The sequence below is a fragment of the Pseudomonas sp. LB3P31 genome, assembly GCF_054897945.1.
This window is the reverse complement of record NZ_CM142710.1, coordinates 3943849-3957694: the sequence shown is the minus strand read 5'-3', so window position 1 is coordinate 3957694 and position 13846 is coordinate 3943849. Positions and strand designations below refer to the sequence as shown.

Below are 13846 nucleotides of genomic sequence, written 5' to 3'. Positions count from 1 at the left end.
ACGCACAGACAAGACAAAATTATCAGGCACCCGCCAAAGGCACCCGCACCATCAGCGTCGTGCCCTCCCCCGGTTCACTCTCCAGCGACAACCGCCCGCCCATGATCAACACCCGCTCGCGCATGCCCACCACCCCAAAAGATGTCGGCCGACCGCTACTGGCGACAAATCCTACGCCATCATCACTCACCGTCAGGCACAACTCGCCGCCTTCGCGCACCAGTGTCAGTTCAACAGTATGCGCCTGGGCATGGCGCATGACATTGGTCAGTGCTTCTTGAAGAATGCGGAACAGCCCAATGGCCATGGCATCGCTCAGCACTGGCAAGTTATCCGGCACCTGCACCAGGCACGGAATCTGCGTGCGCGCCTCGAAGCGCCGGGCCTGCCATTCAATAGCCGAGGCGATCCCGGCGTCGAGAATCGGCGGGCGCAATGCCGTCGCTACATCGCGCACCAGCTGGAACAACTGGGCGATCAGGCGCTTCATGCTGTTCAAGCGTTCCTGCAGACCAGGGTCAAGCTGGGCGTAGGCCAATTCGCACATGGAGGTTTCCAGTTTCAGCACGGTGAGCATCTGACCGAGCTCATCGTGAACCTCCCTGGCAATGCGCGCCTTTTCCTCTTCTCGCACGCTTTCCAGATGCGCGGACAACTCACGCAGTTGTTCACGGGAGCTGGCCAGCTCCAGTTCGATGCGCTTGCTCTCGCTGATATCCCAGACAATGCCGTCCCAGACGTAGGCGCCATCTTCGAGGCGACGGGTAATGGCCTTGATCTCGGCCCAGCGCTGTTCGCCCTGACGGGTGAGAATTCGCCCCTGCCATGACCAGTCGCTGTCGGTATCCAGCGCCAGGTCCTGGGTTTGGTGATAGCTGGCCTTGTCATCCGGATGCACCAGACTGCGCAAGCCCTTATCACGATGGGCCAGGGTCGCCGGGGAGTAACCCACCAGGCTTTCACTGCCTTCGCTGATGTAGGCAAAGTCGATCTGCCCTGTCACCGGCGCCCGCTCCAGGCGAAAGACCAATCCCGGAACGTTGGCGGCGATCCCCTGCAGCCGCGCTTCACTTTCCTGCAGCGCTGCCAGCGCACGGCGGCGCTCGGTGACATCGTTGAGGTAAACCACCAGGTACTCGCCATCGCGAAATCGCAGGAAGCTCAACGACACATCCGTGGGCAAGATACTGCCGTCCGCCCGCACACAGTTGCTTTCGAAACTTTGCGGACCCTCCTCACTGGCCCTCGCGCGCTTCCACAGACTCAGCCAGCGATCCATGTGCAGGCCTGGCTCGAAGTCGATCAAGGGTCGATCCATAATGCCGCCAGGCGCATAACCGAGCATGGTTTCGGCCGCGCGGTTGGCGTAACGCACATGGCTATCCCAGTTCACCCAGAGGATACCGACGGTACTCTGATCGATGGAAAACTGCGTCAGCCGCAAGGCTTCTTCGCTGGCTGCACGCAAGGCAATGTCCTCACGGGCAGCGACCAGGCGCTGTTCCAGGCTGTGCTGCTGGCGACGTTGCCAGAACACGATGGCCATACTGCTGAGCATCAACACTGCAAACAACAGGCATAGGTTCTGCCAGAACCCCGGAGACTCACTCAGCCTTGGATATTTGGGTTGCAGCCACTGATTGTGCAATTGCTCGAGATCCTTGGCCGGAATCGCCCGCAACCCCGCCTCGACAATGCCAGCCAACTCGGGCCAGTCGCGACGAGTCGCTACCCGCAGCAACTGCGGCAAGCCAATGTCGCCGACCACCACCAACCCGGCAAACTCCGGCTCAGCCGACAGTCGTCCGAGCTGCGCTTCATCGACCACCGCGTAGCTGGCCTGCTGGCTCAACAGCAGTTGCAAGGCCTGGCGCTCGATGGGCACGCCCTGCAAATTCAGGTGCGAATAATTGCTGCGCAGGTAATCGGCGGTGGCGCTTGGCATGCGCACCGCAACACGGGTCTGGCTATCGAGTTTTTCCAGCTCGACTACGCCTGCGCTTTTCTGATCACTAACCACCAGTTGCGGCACCCGCATGTACGGGTCGGAAAATTGCCACAGGCGCAGACCGTTCGGGGTTTGCGCCAGGCCTGGGGCAATATCGATTTCGCCTTCTCGCGCCGCGGCTTCCAGTTGCGCAAGGTCAGGGAAATTGCGCCAGCTCAACTCGACCTTGAGCGATTTGGCCAACCATTTCATCAACTCGACATTGACTCCGGACAGCCTCTGCAAGCGTCGATCGTATTGGGCATAAGGCGCTTGCAACACCAGGCCCACGCGCAACTTGTTGTGGCTCGCCAACCACTGGCGCTGCGCTGACGACAGTTGCGCGGCGTGCTCGGGGGGCGCGGATGCCGCCCAACCCGCCAAGGGAAACCACAGGAAGCCGATCATTAACAGGCAGCGCACAACCATCATTGAAGCCCCATACACTGACAAATACTGACTAACCCATTAGGCTGCCGGAATCACTTCTGGCCTGGAATATCCGATGCCCCCTGTCTACCGCCTGGCACTGCCAGCATTGTGCCTGTCGCTGATCCTGCCTTGCGCGTTTTCCGTCGAGGCGGCTGAACCATCCCCAGTTACTGCGGATAGCCCCGCGACAACAGAACGCCAGCCGCTGCTTGAGCGTAGTCAGGAAGACGCCGCAGCACTTGAGCGCACCCTGCCCGCCCAGGAGCAGCAACAACTGCAAGCTGGCAGCGAAACCTTCCTGGCGCTATGGAAGCCGGCGAACATCGCCGAGCCCAGGGGCGCGGTGATTATCGTCCCGGGCGCCGGCGAGACTGCTGATTCACCGCAAGCAGTCGGTCCATTGCGCCGCAAACTGCCGGACGCGGGCTGGAGCAGCCTGAGTATCACCTTGCCGGACCTGCAAAGCGATGCCATCGCCCCGCGCGTTCTCGATGTACCCCCAACCATCAAGGCGCCTGACACCGAAACCAAGGACTCGACAACCTCCAAGCCAATTGAACAAGCGGCCGGTGGTGAGGCGGATGTGGCCGACAAAGCCGTGGTCGAAAGCGTCGACGAACAGCGCAGAGTCGATGCCGAACGAATATTCGCGCGCATCGACGCGGCAATCTCCTACGCCGAAGGGCAAAGCGCCCGCAACATCGTGCTGTTGGGCCATGGCACCGGCGCTTACTGGGCGGCGCGCTACCTGAACGAGAAACAACCGCCGCAGGTCGAGAAGCTGGTGATGGTGGCGGTCAAAACGCCGGCAGCGATCAAACCCGAGCTGATCGAGCTGACCTCGACCCTTAAACTGCCGACCGCAGACATTTTCTACATGGACAAGCCGCTGGATCGCGATTCAGCACTGGAGCGGTTGCAGGCGAGCAAGCGGCTGAAGACGCCAGCGTTCAGCCAGGTTTCGTTGAAAGCCTTGCCGGGTAATGCCAAGGATCAACAGGAGCAGTTGGTGCGCCGGGTGCGGGGTTGGTTGAGCCCGCAGCCGGCGGATTGAGTTGATCGCTAGCGGAAATCCCGGCGCTGACGGATTACCGTGTAGGCGTTGTGCAACTCGCGGGTTTTGTCCGTCGCCTCGCGAACCTGCGAAGTGGTGGCGCCGCTGCCGGCGATCTTGTCCGGGTGATGCCGGCTCAGCAGGCGCCGGTAAGCGCGCTTGATCTGCGCCGGCTCGCTGGTGGCAGACACCCCCAATAGCCGCAAGGCATCCTGATAGGTCACCGTGCTGCTGATCACCTGACGTTTCTGCGGTTCGTAGTCATTCGCCAATGCCTGCACTTGCTGCGGCGTCCAGCCCAGCCAACGGCCCCACTGGGCAATCAGTTCGCGCTCGCTGCGACCGGCGCGACCGTCAGCCCAGATCATTCGCCAACAGGCGCGCAACACGCCCTCGGCAGCGAACGGCTGCGCGCTCAAGCGCCGCAGATAACCGCGCAGGCGGTCATGCCCCGACTTGCCACGGTTGAACGCGGCAATCGCCCGCCGTTGCGCCGCCTCGGTCATATCCAGCGCTCGCATCTCGTCGCGGGCCTGCTGGATGTGACCCGCCACCACCTGCCCGTCGGATTTGGCCAACCGCCCCAGCAGGATGAACAGCAGTTCATCGTTGCGCAGGACCGGCCGGCCACCGAGCTTTTCCCGCAAATGCGCCCAACTGTGCAGTTGCAAACGTCGATCCAGCGCCTGTCCCAGCAGCGCGCCGAGCAAGGCCCCCGGAATGCTGGCTATGGCAAAGCCCGCTCCGGCTCCAATCAGAGTCCCTGGCCACAGCATGTCAGCGGCTCGCTTCGATCAGGATTTCGGCTTCCGCCAGGCGCTCATGAGTGCCGACATCCACCCAGCGCCCTTCGAGATGCTCGCCGGTCACTTGTCCTTGCGCCATGGCGTCGCGCAGCAAAGGGGCGAGTTTGAACGCACCCGCTGTGCAATTTTTGAACAACTGCGGATGCAGCACGGCAATACCGCTGTAGGTCAGCTTCTCAGCACCCGCTTGCCCATCCAGCACCTCCCCGTCACGGAGGATGAAATCACCAGTCGGGTGATGCGCGGGGTTGTCCGCCAAAACCAGATGCGCCAGCCCGGTGATGGGCTGATGCAATGCGCTGAAGTCGTAGTCGGTCCAGATATCACCGTTGACCACCAGGAAAGCCTCCTCGCCCAACAGCGGCAGCGCACGATGAATACCTCCGCCGGTCTCCAGCGGCTCACCTTCCGGTGAGTAGCGGATCCGTACGCCGTATTGCGAGCCATCTCCCAGATAATTCTCTATCAGTTGGCCGAGCCACGCGTGGTTGATCACAACCTCGGTAAACCCGGCGATCGCCAGGGCCTTGAGGTGATACTCGATCAGCGGCACGCCGCCGGCGCGAACCAGCGGTTTGGGTGTAGTCAGGGTCAGCGGGCGCATGCGCTCGCCTTTGCCTGCTGCAAGAATCATTGCCTTCATGCTGGAGCTCCAGCGCGCATGCTATCGAGCAGCGCACCCATTTCGGCCAGTTCCGGCCGGCGTGCGATCACTGCATCTATATAGGCAAAGAAGCGCGGCACGTCGGCCAGGTAGCGCGGCTTGCCGTCGCGGTGACAGATCCGGGCGAAAATGCCGATGACCTTGAGGTGACGCTGCACGCCCATAAGGTCGCTGGCGCGCAAAAAGCTGTCGAAGTCCGATTGCACCGGAATGCCCAAGGCACCGGCCTGCTGCCAGTAATCGTGCAGCCAGCCGTGCACACGCTCCTCGGGCCAGCTGAGGAAGGCGTCCTTGAACAGGCAGGTCACGTCGTAGGTAACGGGGCCATAGACCGCGTCCTGGAAATCCAGCACGCCGGGGTTCGGCTCGCTGAGCATCAGGTTGCGCGGCATGTAGTCGCGATGCACAAGGACCTTGGGCTGAGCCAATGCGCTATCGATCAACAAGTCGCTGGCTTGCTGCCAGAGTGCTTGTTGAGCGGAGTCGAATTCGACGCCCAGTTCGTGCTTTACGTACCAGTCCGGAAACAATTCCAGCTCACGACGCAGCAAGGCCACGTCATAACTCGGCAGCGGCGCCACCATCGGCAACTGCTGGAAGGCCAACAAGGCCTGCAAGGCGTCCTTGAACAGGTCGTCGGCGTTTTTGCTGTCGATCACATCCAGGTAGGTCTTGTTACCCAGGTCGTTGAGCAAAAGAAAACCGCGTTCGAGGTCCTCGGCGTAAATTTTCGGCACGTTGATGCCAGATTTCGCCAGTAAAAATGCGATATCGACGAAGGGTTTACAGTTTTCCTGGGGCGGCGGCGCATCCATCACGACGAAGCTGCGCCCCTCGCCTTCCCAGCGGAAATAACGCCGAAAACTCGCATCGCTGCTGGCCGCAGTCAACGTGGCCGGGGGTACGGCACCCCAGCCCTGCTCTGCAAAGAGGGTTGCCAGCTGTTCTTCGAGCCAAACTTTCAGGTGTTGCAAACGTACATCTTGGTCAGGCATTGCAAGGGTCTCCGACGGCGCTAGCCGTCAAGCGGGTCATGCTTTATTATCCAGCATCTTTTTCAGACCATCGAGAGGCGTGCGGCCCACACCGCGGGCAGATGGCACGCAGGAAGCCCGGACTAATAAGATGGCATTGAAATCCCCCGCGTTTCGTAAAAAATTTCCGTTGTTGGTTACCGGCAGTCTGCTGGCCCTGCAACCTCTAGCCACTTCGTTCGTGGTTGCCGCGGAACAGTATGACTGCTCAGTCTCTGCTTCGGGTGCCTGGGACTGTGCGCCAAAATCCCCAGCCGCTGCTTTGCCACCGCGCCCCGTCCATGACGGCAGTGCGGTAAGTGCAAGCGGCGAGACGCCTGCCGACAGCGGTACGAGCGAGGACACTGGCGCCAAACCGGCACTGGTGACCGAGGCCAAGGGCCGCGGCCTGAAGTCGCGCAGTGCAGACTACAGTCACCTCGACTGGGTTCCGCGCGAGAACCTCACCGCTGCGCAATTGGCTGAAACAGGTCCTTACTGCTCTGGTTCCTATATCGAACCAATTCGTCCTGGCATGAATGACAAGACGAATAAAAGTGACGCCCCGACCTTTATCGGCGCCAAGGCCTCTCGCTACAAGCAGGAAGAACAGGTTGCAGCACTGGCCGGTGACGTTGTCATGCGCCAGGGCAGCATGCAGGTCGAAGCCGACGAAGCAAACCTGTACCAGGCCGAGAGCCGCGGTGAGCTGAGCGGCAACGTGCGTATCCGCGACAACGGCGCCCTGATCGTTGGCGATCACGCCGACGTGCAGCTCGACACCGGTGAAGCCAAGGTCGACAACGCCGAATACGTGATGCACAAGTCGCGTATCCGCGGTAGCGCCCTGTACGCCAAGCGTGCGGAAAACGCGATCATCCGTCTCAAGGACGGCACGTACACCACGTGCGAACCGAACAGCAACGCCTGGCAGCTCAAGGGTAATAACATCACCCTGAACCCGGCGACCGGCTTCGGTACCGCGACCAACGTGACACTGCGGGTCAAGGACATTCCAGTTCTGTACACGCCGTACATCTATTTCCCGATCGACGACCGTCGCCAGTCCGGCTTCCTGCCGCCGACTATCGGCACGGGCAGCGATACCGGCTTCACGCTGGTGACTCCGTACTACTTCAACCTGGCACCGAACTACGACGCCACGTTGTACCCACGCTACATGAGCAAGCGCGGCCTGTTGATGGAAGGCGAGTTCCGCTACCTGACGCCGTCCAGCGAAGGCCAGTTCGGCGCTGCGTACCTGAACGACGACGACACCGAACGCAGCAAGCAGACCGACTACGAAAAAACCCGCTACATGTACAACTGGCAGCACAAGGGTGGCCTCGACTCGCGCGTTCTCACGCAGGTCGACTACACCAAGATCAGCGATCCTTATTACTTCCAGGATCTGCAGACTGACCAGATTGGCGTTAAAAGCTCCGACTACGTGAACCAGCAAGGGTCTGTCAGCTACCGTGGCGACAGCTACACCGCACGCGTGAACGCCCAGGCTTATCAGCTGGCGACTGTTTCGAACATCACGCCGTACGACCGCTTGCCTCAGGTAACCTTCGATGGAACCCTGCCGTATCATCCGTCCGGACTGGATTTCACGTACAACACGGAAGTAGTGCGGTTCGATCGAGACCTGAAGAAAGGCAACTTCTTTGACGAAGACGGCATAGATACCGGACCTCGCCTCGATCAGAACGTTTTTGGTCTGGCGCGCGCCAACGGCACTCGCCTGAATCTTGCTCCGGTGGTCAGCCTGCCGATGGAAGCGAGTTATGGGTTCATCAAGCCATCGTTGAAGTATCAATACACCCAGTACGATCTGGATCTCGATGGCAAGGGTAAATCCGACATCGCCGCTCAGGGCGCCGAGGGTGACCGACTCAACGGCACCTTCAGCAGCAACCAGAATCGTGCCGTACCGATCGCCAGCATTGATAGCGGTCTGTACTTCGATCGGAAAACCAGCTGGTTTGGCAAAAACTATAACCAGACTCTCGAGCCGCGCCTGTTCTACCTGTACGTTCCAGAGAAGGATCAGGCAGACATTCCGGTCTTCGACTCCAGCGAATACACCTTCAATTATTCGTCGCTGTTCCGGGACAACCGCTTCTCCGGTGTCGACCGCATCGGCGACGAGAACAAACTGTCGCTGGGTATCACCAGCCGCTGGATCGAAGACGATGGCTTTGAGCGCCAACGTTTGAGCGTTGGTCAGGCGGTCTACTTCAAAGATCGTGAAGTCCAGTTGCCGGGTATCGATGCCAAGACTCGTGATGACGCGAAATCCAATGTTTCGCCTTACGCGCTGGAATACGAGTACCGCTGGAACCGCGATTGGCGCACGACCGCCGATTACAACTGGGATCCGGACAGCCGCAGCCCTCGTTCGGGTAGCGCGATGTTCCACTACCAGCCTGAAGACAATCCGAACAAGGTTATCAACGCCGGTTATCGCTATCGCAATGACCAGGTCCGTTACGACCAGACCACTGGTAAGTGGACTGTGGGCGGCGGTGACTACGGCACCCCGGGCACTCCTGGCTACGTGAAGGATTACTACAAGATCCAGCAGCACGACTTCTCGGTTATCTGGCCGATCGTGCCGCAGTGGAATGCAATCAGCCGCTGGCAGTATGACTACAACCGCAACCGTACCCTGGAAGCCTTCGGTGGTTTTGAGTACGACAACTGCTGCTGGAAACTGCGCGTGATCAACCGCTACTGGGTTGACTACGACGAAACCAGTCAAGACGCTCCGCAAAACGAAAAAGGCGATCATGGCGTCTTCCTCCAAATTGTTCTGAAGGGACTCGGCGGCCTCACCGGCGCCAAAGTAGAGAGCTTCCTCGACAAAGGCATCCAAGGTTATCGTGAACGTGAAGACCAAGCTTTCTGATTGTCTGCGCCCGCTCATGCTGGGCGCGCTGTTCCTGGGTACTGCGGCCAACGCCGCGGTACAGTCCATCGATAAAGTGGTGGCCATCGTCGATAACGACGTGGTCATGCAGAGCCAGCTGGATCAACGGGTTCATGAAGTTCAGCAAACCATCGCCAAGCGTGGGGCCGCTGCGCCGCCGCCTGGCGTGCTGGACCAGCAGGTACTTGAGCGTCTGATCGTCGAAAACCTGCAACTGCAGATCGGCGAACGTTCCGGCATACGCATTACCGATGAAGAACTGAACCAGGCTGTCGGCACCATCGCCCAGCGCAACAACATGTCGGTGGATCAGTTCCGTGCCGCCCTGACACGTGACGGTCTGTCCTACGACGACGCGCGTGAGCAGATTCGTCGCGAAATGATCATCAGCCGCGTGCGCCAGCGTCGTGTGGCAGAGCGCATCCAGGTGTCCGAGCAGGAAGTGAAGAACTTCCTCGCTTCTGACCTGGGCAAGATGCAGCTGTCCGAAGAGTTCCGCCTGGCCAACATCCTGATTCCTACGCCGGAAAGCGCCAACTCCGAAGCGATTCAGAATGCCGCCAAGCAAGCCGACTCGGTGTACCAGCAGCTCAAGCAAGGCGCTGACTTCGGTCAACTGGCCATTGCCAAATCCGCCAGCGAAACCGCACTGGAAGGCGGCGACATGGGCTGGCGTAAAGCTGCTCAATTGCCACCTCCGTTCGACCGCATGCTGAGCACCATGACAGTGGGCGACATCACCCAACCAATGCGCACGCCGGGTGGCTTCATCATCCTGAAGATCCTCGACAAGCGTGGCGGTGAAGCTCAGGTGCGTGACGAAGTGCATGTACGTCACATCCTGGTCAAGCCAAGTCCGATCCGCGACGAAGCGAAAACCAAGGCCCTGGTCGAGTCGCTCTACACCCGCATCGAATCGGGTGAAGACTTCGCCGAACTGGCGAAAAGCTATTCGGAAGACCCAGGTTCTGCCCTCAACGGCGGCGACCTGAACTGGATCGACCCGAACGCACTGGTACCGGAATTCCGCGAAGTGATGGCCAATACGCCCCAGGGCAAGCTGTCCAAGCCATTCCAGACCCAGTATGGCTGGCACGTCCTGGAAGTACTGGGCCGTCGCGCCACCGACAGCACCAACCAGGCCCGCGAACAGCAAGCGATGACCGTACTGCGTAACCGCAAATACGACGAAGAGCTGCAAACCTGGCTGCGTCAGATCCGCGACGAAGCGTACGTCGAGATCAAACTCCCTGGTGCAGACCAGGCAGCACAGTGAAACCCAGACGTTTCGCGCTGACACCCGGCGAACCGGCCGGCATAGGTCCTGACCTGTGCCTGCTGCTCGCCTCGCAAGCCCAGCCACACCCCCTGATTGCCATCACCAGCCGCGACCTGCTCATCGAGCGGGCCGCGCAACTGGGTGTGGTCGTTGATCTGCTGGCTGTGACACCGGGCAACTGGCCAGACGTTCCAGCGCCGGCCAATAGCCTGTATGTCTGGGATACGCCGCTCAACGCCAAGGTGACTGCCGGACAGCTGGACAAGGCCAATGCCGCGTTCGTCCTGGAAACCCTGACCCGCGCAGGCCAAGGCTGTCTGGACGGCGTTTTTTCCGGGATGATCACCGCCCCGGTGCACAAGGGCGTGATCAACGAATCCGGGATCGCCTTTTCCGGGCACACCGAATTCCTCGCTGACCTGACCCACACCGCACAAGTGGTGATGATGCTCGCAACCCGCGGCTTACGCGTGGCGCTGGTCACCACTCACCTGCCCCTGCGCGAGATTGCCGATGCAATCACGCCGGAGCGCCTGGAGCGGGTCACCCGCATCCTGCACACCGACCTGAAAGAAAAATTCGGCATCGCCCAGCCACGCATCCTGGTCTGCGGCCTCAACCCGCACGCCGGTGAAGGCGGCCACCTGGGCCATGAAGAAATCGACATCATTGAACCTACATTAGAGCGCTTGCGCGGTGAAGGCATGGACCTTCGCGGCCCCCTCCCCGCCGACACTCTGTTTACCCCCAAATATCTGGAGCACTGCGACGCAGTGCTGGCGATGTACCACGACCAGGGCCTGCCAGTGCTGAAGTACAAAGGCTTCGGCGCGGCAGTCAACGTGACCCTCGGCTTGCCGATCATCCGCACATCGGTCGACCACGGCACAGCCCTGGATCTGGCCGGCAGCGGCAAAATCGACACCGGCAGCCTGCAAGTCGCCCTGGAAACCGCCTACCAGATGGCCGAGACCCGTTTATGACCGAGCACTACCAACACAAGGCGCGCAAACGCTTTGGCCAGAACTTCCTGCACGATGCCGGCGTTATCGACCGCATCCTGCGCTCCATCCATGCCAAGGCCGAAGATCGCCTGCTGGAAATCGGCCCGGGCCAGGGCGCGCTGACCCAAGGCCTGCTGAGCAGCGGCGGTCAACTTGATGTGGTGGAGCTGGACAAGGACCTGATCCCGATCCTCAACCAGCAGTTTGGCGGCATGAGGAATTTCAACCTGCACCAGGGCGATGCGCTGAAGTTTGACTTCAACAGCCTGAATGCAGCACCGGGCACCCTGCGGGTGGTCGGCAACCTGCCGTACAACATCTCCACACCGCTGATCTTCCACCTGCTGCACAACGCCCACCTGATCCGCGACATGCACTTCATGCTGCAAAAGGAAGTGGTCGAGCGCATGGCTGCAGGCCCTGGCGGCGGTGACTGGGGTCGCCTGTCGATCATGGTGCAGTATCACTGCCGGGTCGATCACCTGTTCAATGTCGGCCCTGGCGCGTTCAACCCGCCACCGAAGGTTGATTCGGCAATCGTACGCCTGGTGCCTCACGCCGTGCTCCCGCATCCGGCCAAAGACCACAAGCTGCTGGAACGGGTCGTTCGCGAAGCCTTCAACCAGCGCCGCAAGACCCTGCGTAACACCCTCAAGCTGCTGCTGAGCAACGCCGAAATCGAAGCCGCCGGCGTCGATGGCAGCCTGCGCCCGGAACAACTCGACCTCGCCGCCTTCGTGCGCCTGGCCGACAAGCTCAGCGAGCAGGTAGTGCAGGCACCTGCCGCAGACTGACCAGCGATGAACGCTATCGGGTAGGACGCCAGTCTGGTTTACTACCCGGTACTTGGCCTAGACTGAAACCATCAGCTACGCCCCGCGTCCCGCTTCGTTTTTAAGGCCTCTTGCATGTCCGATCCTCGCTATCAGGTCGACGTCAGCGTCGTCACCCGCTATCTGGCAGAACAATCGCAACCCGAGCACGAACGCTTTGCCTTCGCCTACACCATCACCGTGCAGAACAATGGCGCGCTAGCGGCCAAGTTGTTATCGCGGCACTGGGTGATCACCGATGGCGACGGGCATGTCGAGGAGGTTCGCGGTGCGGGCGTCGTTGGCCAGCAACCGCTGATCGATCCGGGCAAGAGCCACACCTACAGCAGCGGCACCGTCATGACCTCCAAGGTTGGCACCATGCAGGGCACTTACGAAATGATTGCCGACGACGGCAAGCACTTCGACGCCATCATCGCGCCGTTCCGCCTGGCGGTGCCCGGAGCCCTGCACTGATGGCAACGTACGCCGTCGGTGACCTGCAAGGCTGCCTTGACGCACTGCAATGCCTGCTCAAAAAGGTTGCCTTCGACCCCGCCCGCGACCGGCTTTGGCTGGTAGGCGACCTGGTCAACCGTGGCCCGCAGTCGCTGGAAACCCTGCGCTTTCTCTACGGCATTCGCGAATCACTGGTGTGCGTACTGGGCAACCACGACCTGCACTTGCTGGCGGCCGGAAATAACATCGAGCGCCTGAAAAAAGGCGACACCCTGCGTGAAATTATCGAAGCGCCCGATTGCGCGCAGTTGCTCGACTGGTTGCGTCAGCAAAAACTCATGCACTACGACGAACTACGCAACGTGGCGCTGGTGCACGCCGGCATCCCGCCCCAGTGGTCACTGCGCAAAGCCTTGAAGTGTGCCGCCGAAGTCGAGACCGCCTTGCGCGACGACAACCTGCTGCCGCCCTTCCTCGACGGCATGTACGGCAACGAGCCGGCGAAATGGGACAGCGAACTCAAAGGCGTGACGCGCCTGCGAGTGATCACCAACTATTTCACGCGCATGCGCTTCTGTACTGCCGAGGGCAAGCTCGACCTCAAGAGCAAGGAAGGCCTGGACTCGGCGCCACCGGGCTACAAACCCTGGTTCCAGCATAAAGAGCGCAAGACCAAGGGACTGAAGATCATCTTCGGCCACTGGGCCGCGCTGGAAGGCAAAGTTCTCGAGCCTGACATTTCAGCCCTCGACACCGGCTGCGTCTGGGGCGGAGCCCTGACCCTGATGAATGTCGACAGCGGCGAACGCCTGTCCTGCAAATGCGACGCGCATGGCCATGTTGCCGTGCCCATCGCCCCAACCCTCACCGCATCATCGTCAGCCAACGCCCAGCGCTAGGCTGCGCTTTCAGCCGAGCCACAGGAGCCCGCCATGAGCGAATTCAAACGTATCCCCCCAGAACAAGCCCAGGCCTTGCGTGAACAAGGTGCCGTGGTGGTCGACGTGCGTGACCCTGCGACCTTTGCCGCTTTGCACATTGCCGGGTCCAAACACCTGGACAATCACTCCCTGCACACCTTCATTCAGGGCGCCGACCTTGACGCTCCCACCGTCGTGGTCTGCTATCACGGCAACTCCAGCCAAGGCGCGGCCGCTTATCTGATCAGCCAGGGCTTCTCCGACGTCTACAGCATGGATGGCGGTTTTGAGCTGTGGCGTACGACTTATCCTGCAGAAACCGCGCAAGGCACCTCGGAATAATTTTTTTGTAACGCGCAAGCCCCGGCCCCCGCGGGCTCGCGCGGTGGCAGACGAACGGTCTGCCACAACTAATTACGTATCTCGCCTTTACCTGCCGAATTCCCAACTATCCTTAAGCCCAGGCCATCCAAAACAGGGG

Annotated in this window: 12 protein-coding genes; 8 read left to right on the top strand and 4 right to left on the bottom strand. The window is 60.7% G+C overall.

Annotated elements, in window-relative coordinates; translation table 11 throughout:
* Positions 1-22: 22 nt before the first annotated feature.
* Entirely contained in the window at positions 23-2419 is a 2397-nt protein-coding gene (locus tag ACYZTK_RS17880; RefSeq protein WP_462011096.1) for a PAS domain-containing sensor histidine kinase, read from the bottom strand.
* 73 nt (positions 2420-2492) lie between these two features.
* On the opposite strand from ACYZTK_RS17880, the gene ACYZTK_RS17875 reads away from it, so the two are divergent.
* Positions 2493-3473: an alpha/beta hydrolase family protein gene (locus ACYZTK_RS17875; protein WP_462011095.1), complete on the top strand. Its 981-nt coding sequence runs from the start codon at positions 2493-2495 to the stop codon at positions 3471-3473.
* A gap of 8 nt (positions 3474-3481) precedes the next feature.
* On the opposite strand, the gene ACYZTK_RS17870 is transcribed toward ACYZTK_RS17875, so the two are convergent.
* Genes ACYZTK_RS17870 through ACYZTK_RS17860 form a run of 3 tightly spaced genes read right to left on the bottom strand, consistent with a single transcriptional unit; the run spans position 3482 to position 5938 of the window.
* Positions 3482-4249, bottom strand: coding sequence for a DnaJ domain-containing protein (locus ACYZTK_RS17870; protein ID WP_462011094.1), 768 nt, complete (start codon positions 4247-4249; stop codon positions 3482-3484).
* 1 nt (position 4250) lies between these two features.
* Positions 4251-4922, bottom strand: a complete 672-nt coding sequence (murU, locus tag ACYZTK_RS17865; protein ID WP_462011093.1) for an N-acetylmuramate alpha-1-phosphate uridylyltransferase MurU — start codon at positions 4920-4922, stop codon at positions 4251-4253.
* A complete protein-coding gene (locus tag ACYZTK_RS17860; protein ID WP_462011092.1) occupies positions 4919-5938 on the bottom strand; it encodes an aminoglycoside phosphotransferase family protein in 1020 nt (339 codons plus the stop codon). Before ACYZTK_RS17860 ends, murU begins: the two co-directional genes overlap by 4 nt.
* A 130-nt stretch (positions 5939-6068) precedes the next feature.
* Here ACYZTK_RS17860 and ACYZTK_RS17855 point away from each other — a divergent pair, with 130 nt between their 5' ends.
* The 7 genes from ACYZTK_RS17855 (at position 6069) to glpE (ending at position 13707) form a co-directional block, all read left to right on the top strand.
* Complete coding sequence (locus tag ACYZTK_RS17855) at positions 6069-8870, top strand: LPS-assembly protein LptD (protein WP_462011091.1); 2802 nt, start codon at positions 6069-6071, stop codon at positions 8868-8870.
* Positions 8851-10167: a peptidylprolyl isomerase SurA gene (surA, locus tag ACYZTK_RS17850; RefSeq protein WP_462011090.1), complete on the top strand. Its 1317-nt coding sequence runs from the start codon at positions 8851-8853 to the stop codon at positions 10165-10167. The genes ACYZTK_RS17855 and surA overlap by 20 nt, the downstream gene beginning before the upstream one ends.
* The gene (gene pdxA / locus ACYZTK_RS17845) at positions 10164-11153 is read left to right on the top strand and encodes a 4-hydroxythreonine-4-phosphate dehydrogenase PdxA (RefSeq protein WP_462011089.1); all 990 of its coding nucleotides are present in this window, start codon (positions 10164-10166) and stop codon (positions 11151-11153) included. The genes surA and pdxA overlap by 4 nt, the downstream gene beginning before the upstream one ends.
* On the top strand, positions 11150-11968 hold the full coding sequence (rsmA, locus tag ACYZTK_RS17840) for a 16S rRNA (adenine(1518)-N(6)/adenine(1519)-N(6))-dimethyltransferase RsmA (protein WP_462011088.1): 819 nt from the start codon (positions 11150-11152) through the stop codon (positions 11966-11968). Before pdxA ends, rsmA begins: the two co-directional genes overlap by 4 nt.
* 114 nt (positions 11969-12082) lie before the next feature.
* Complete coding sequence (gene apaG, locus ACYZTK_RS17835) at positions 12083-12463, top strand: Co2+/Mg2+ efflux protein ApaG (protein ID WP_462011087.1); 381 nt, start codon at positions 12083-12085, stop codon at positions 12461-12463.
* Complete coding sequence (locus ACYZTK_RS17830) at positions 12463-13344, top strand: symmetrical bis(5'-nucleosyl)-tetraphosphatase (protein ID WP_462011086.1); 882 nt, start codon at positions 12463-12465, stop codon at positions 13342-13344. The genes apaG and ACYZTK_RS17830 overlap by 1 nt, the downstream gene beginning before the upstream one ends.
* Before the next feature lie 33 nt (positions 13345-13377).
* Positions 13378-13707: a thiosulfate sulfurtransferase GlpE gene (gene glpE, locus ACYZTK_RS17825; RefSeq protein ID WP_462011085.1), complete on the top strand. Its 330-nt coding sequence runs from the start codon at positions 13378-13380 to the stop codon at positions 13705-13707.
* Positions 13708-13846 lie beyond the last annotated feature (139 nt).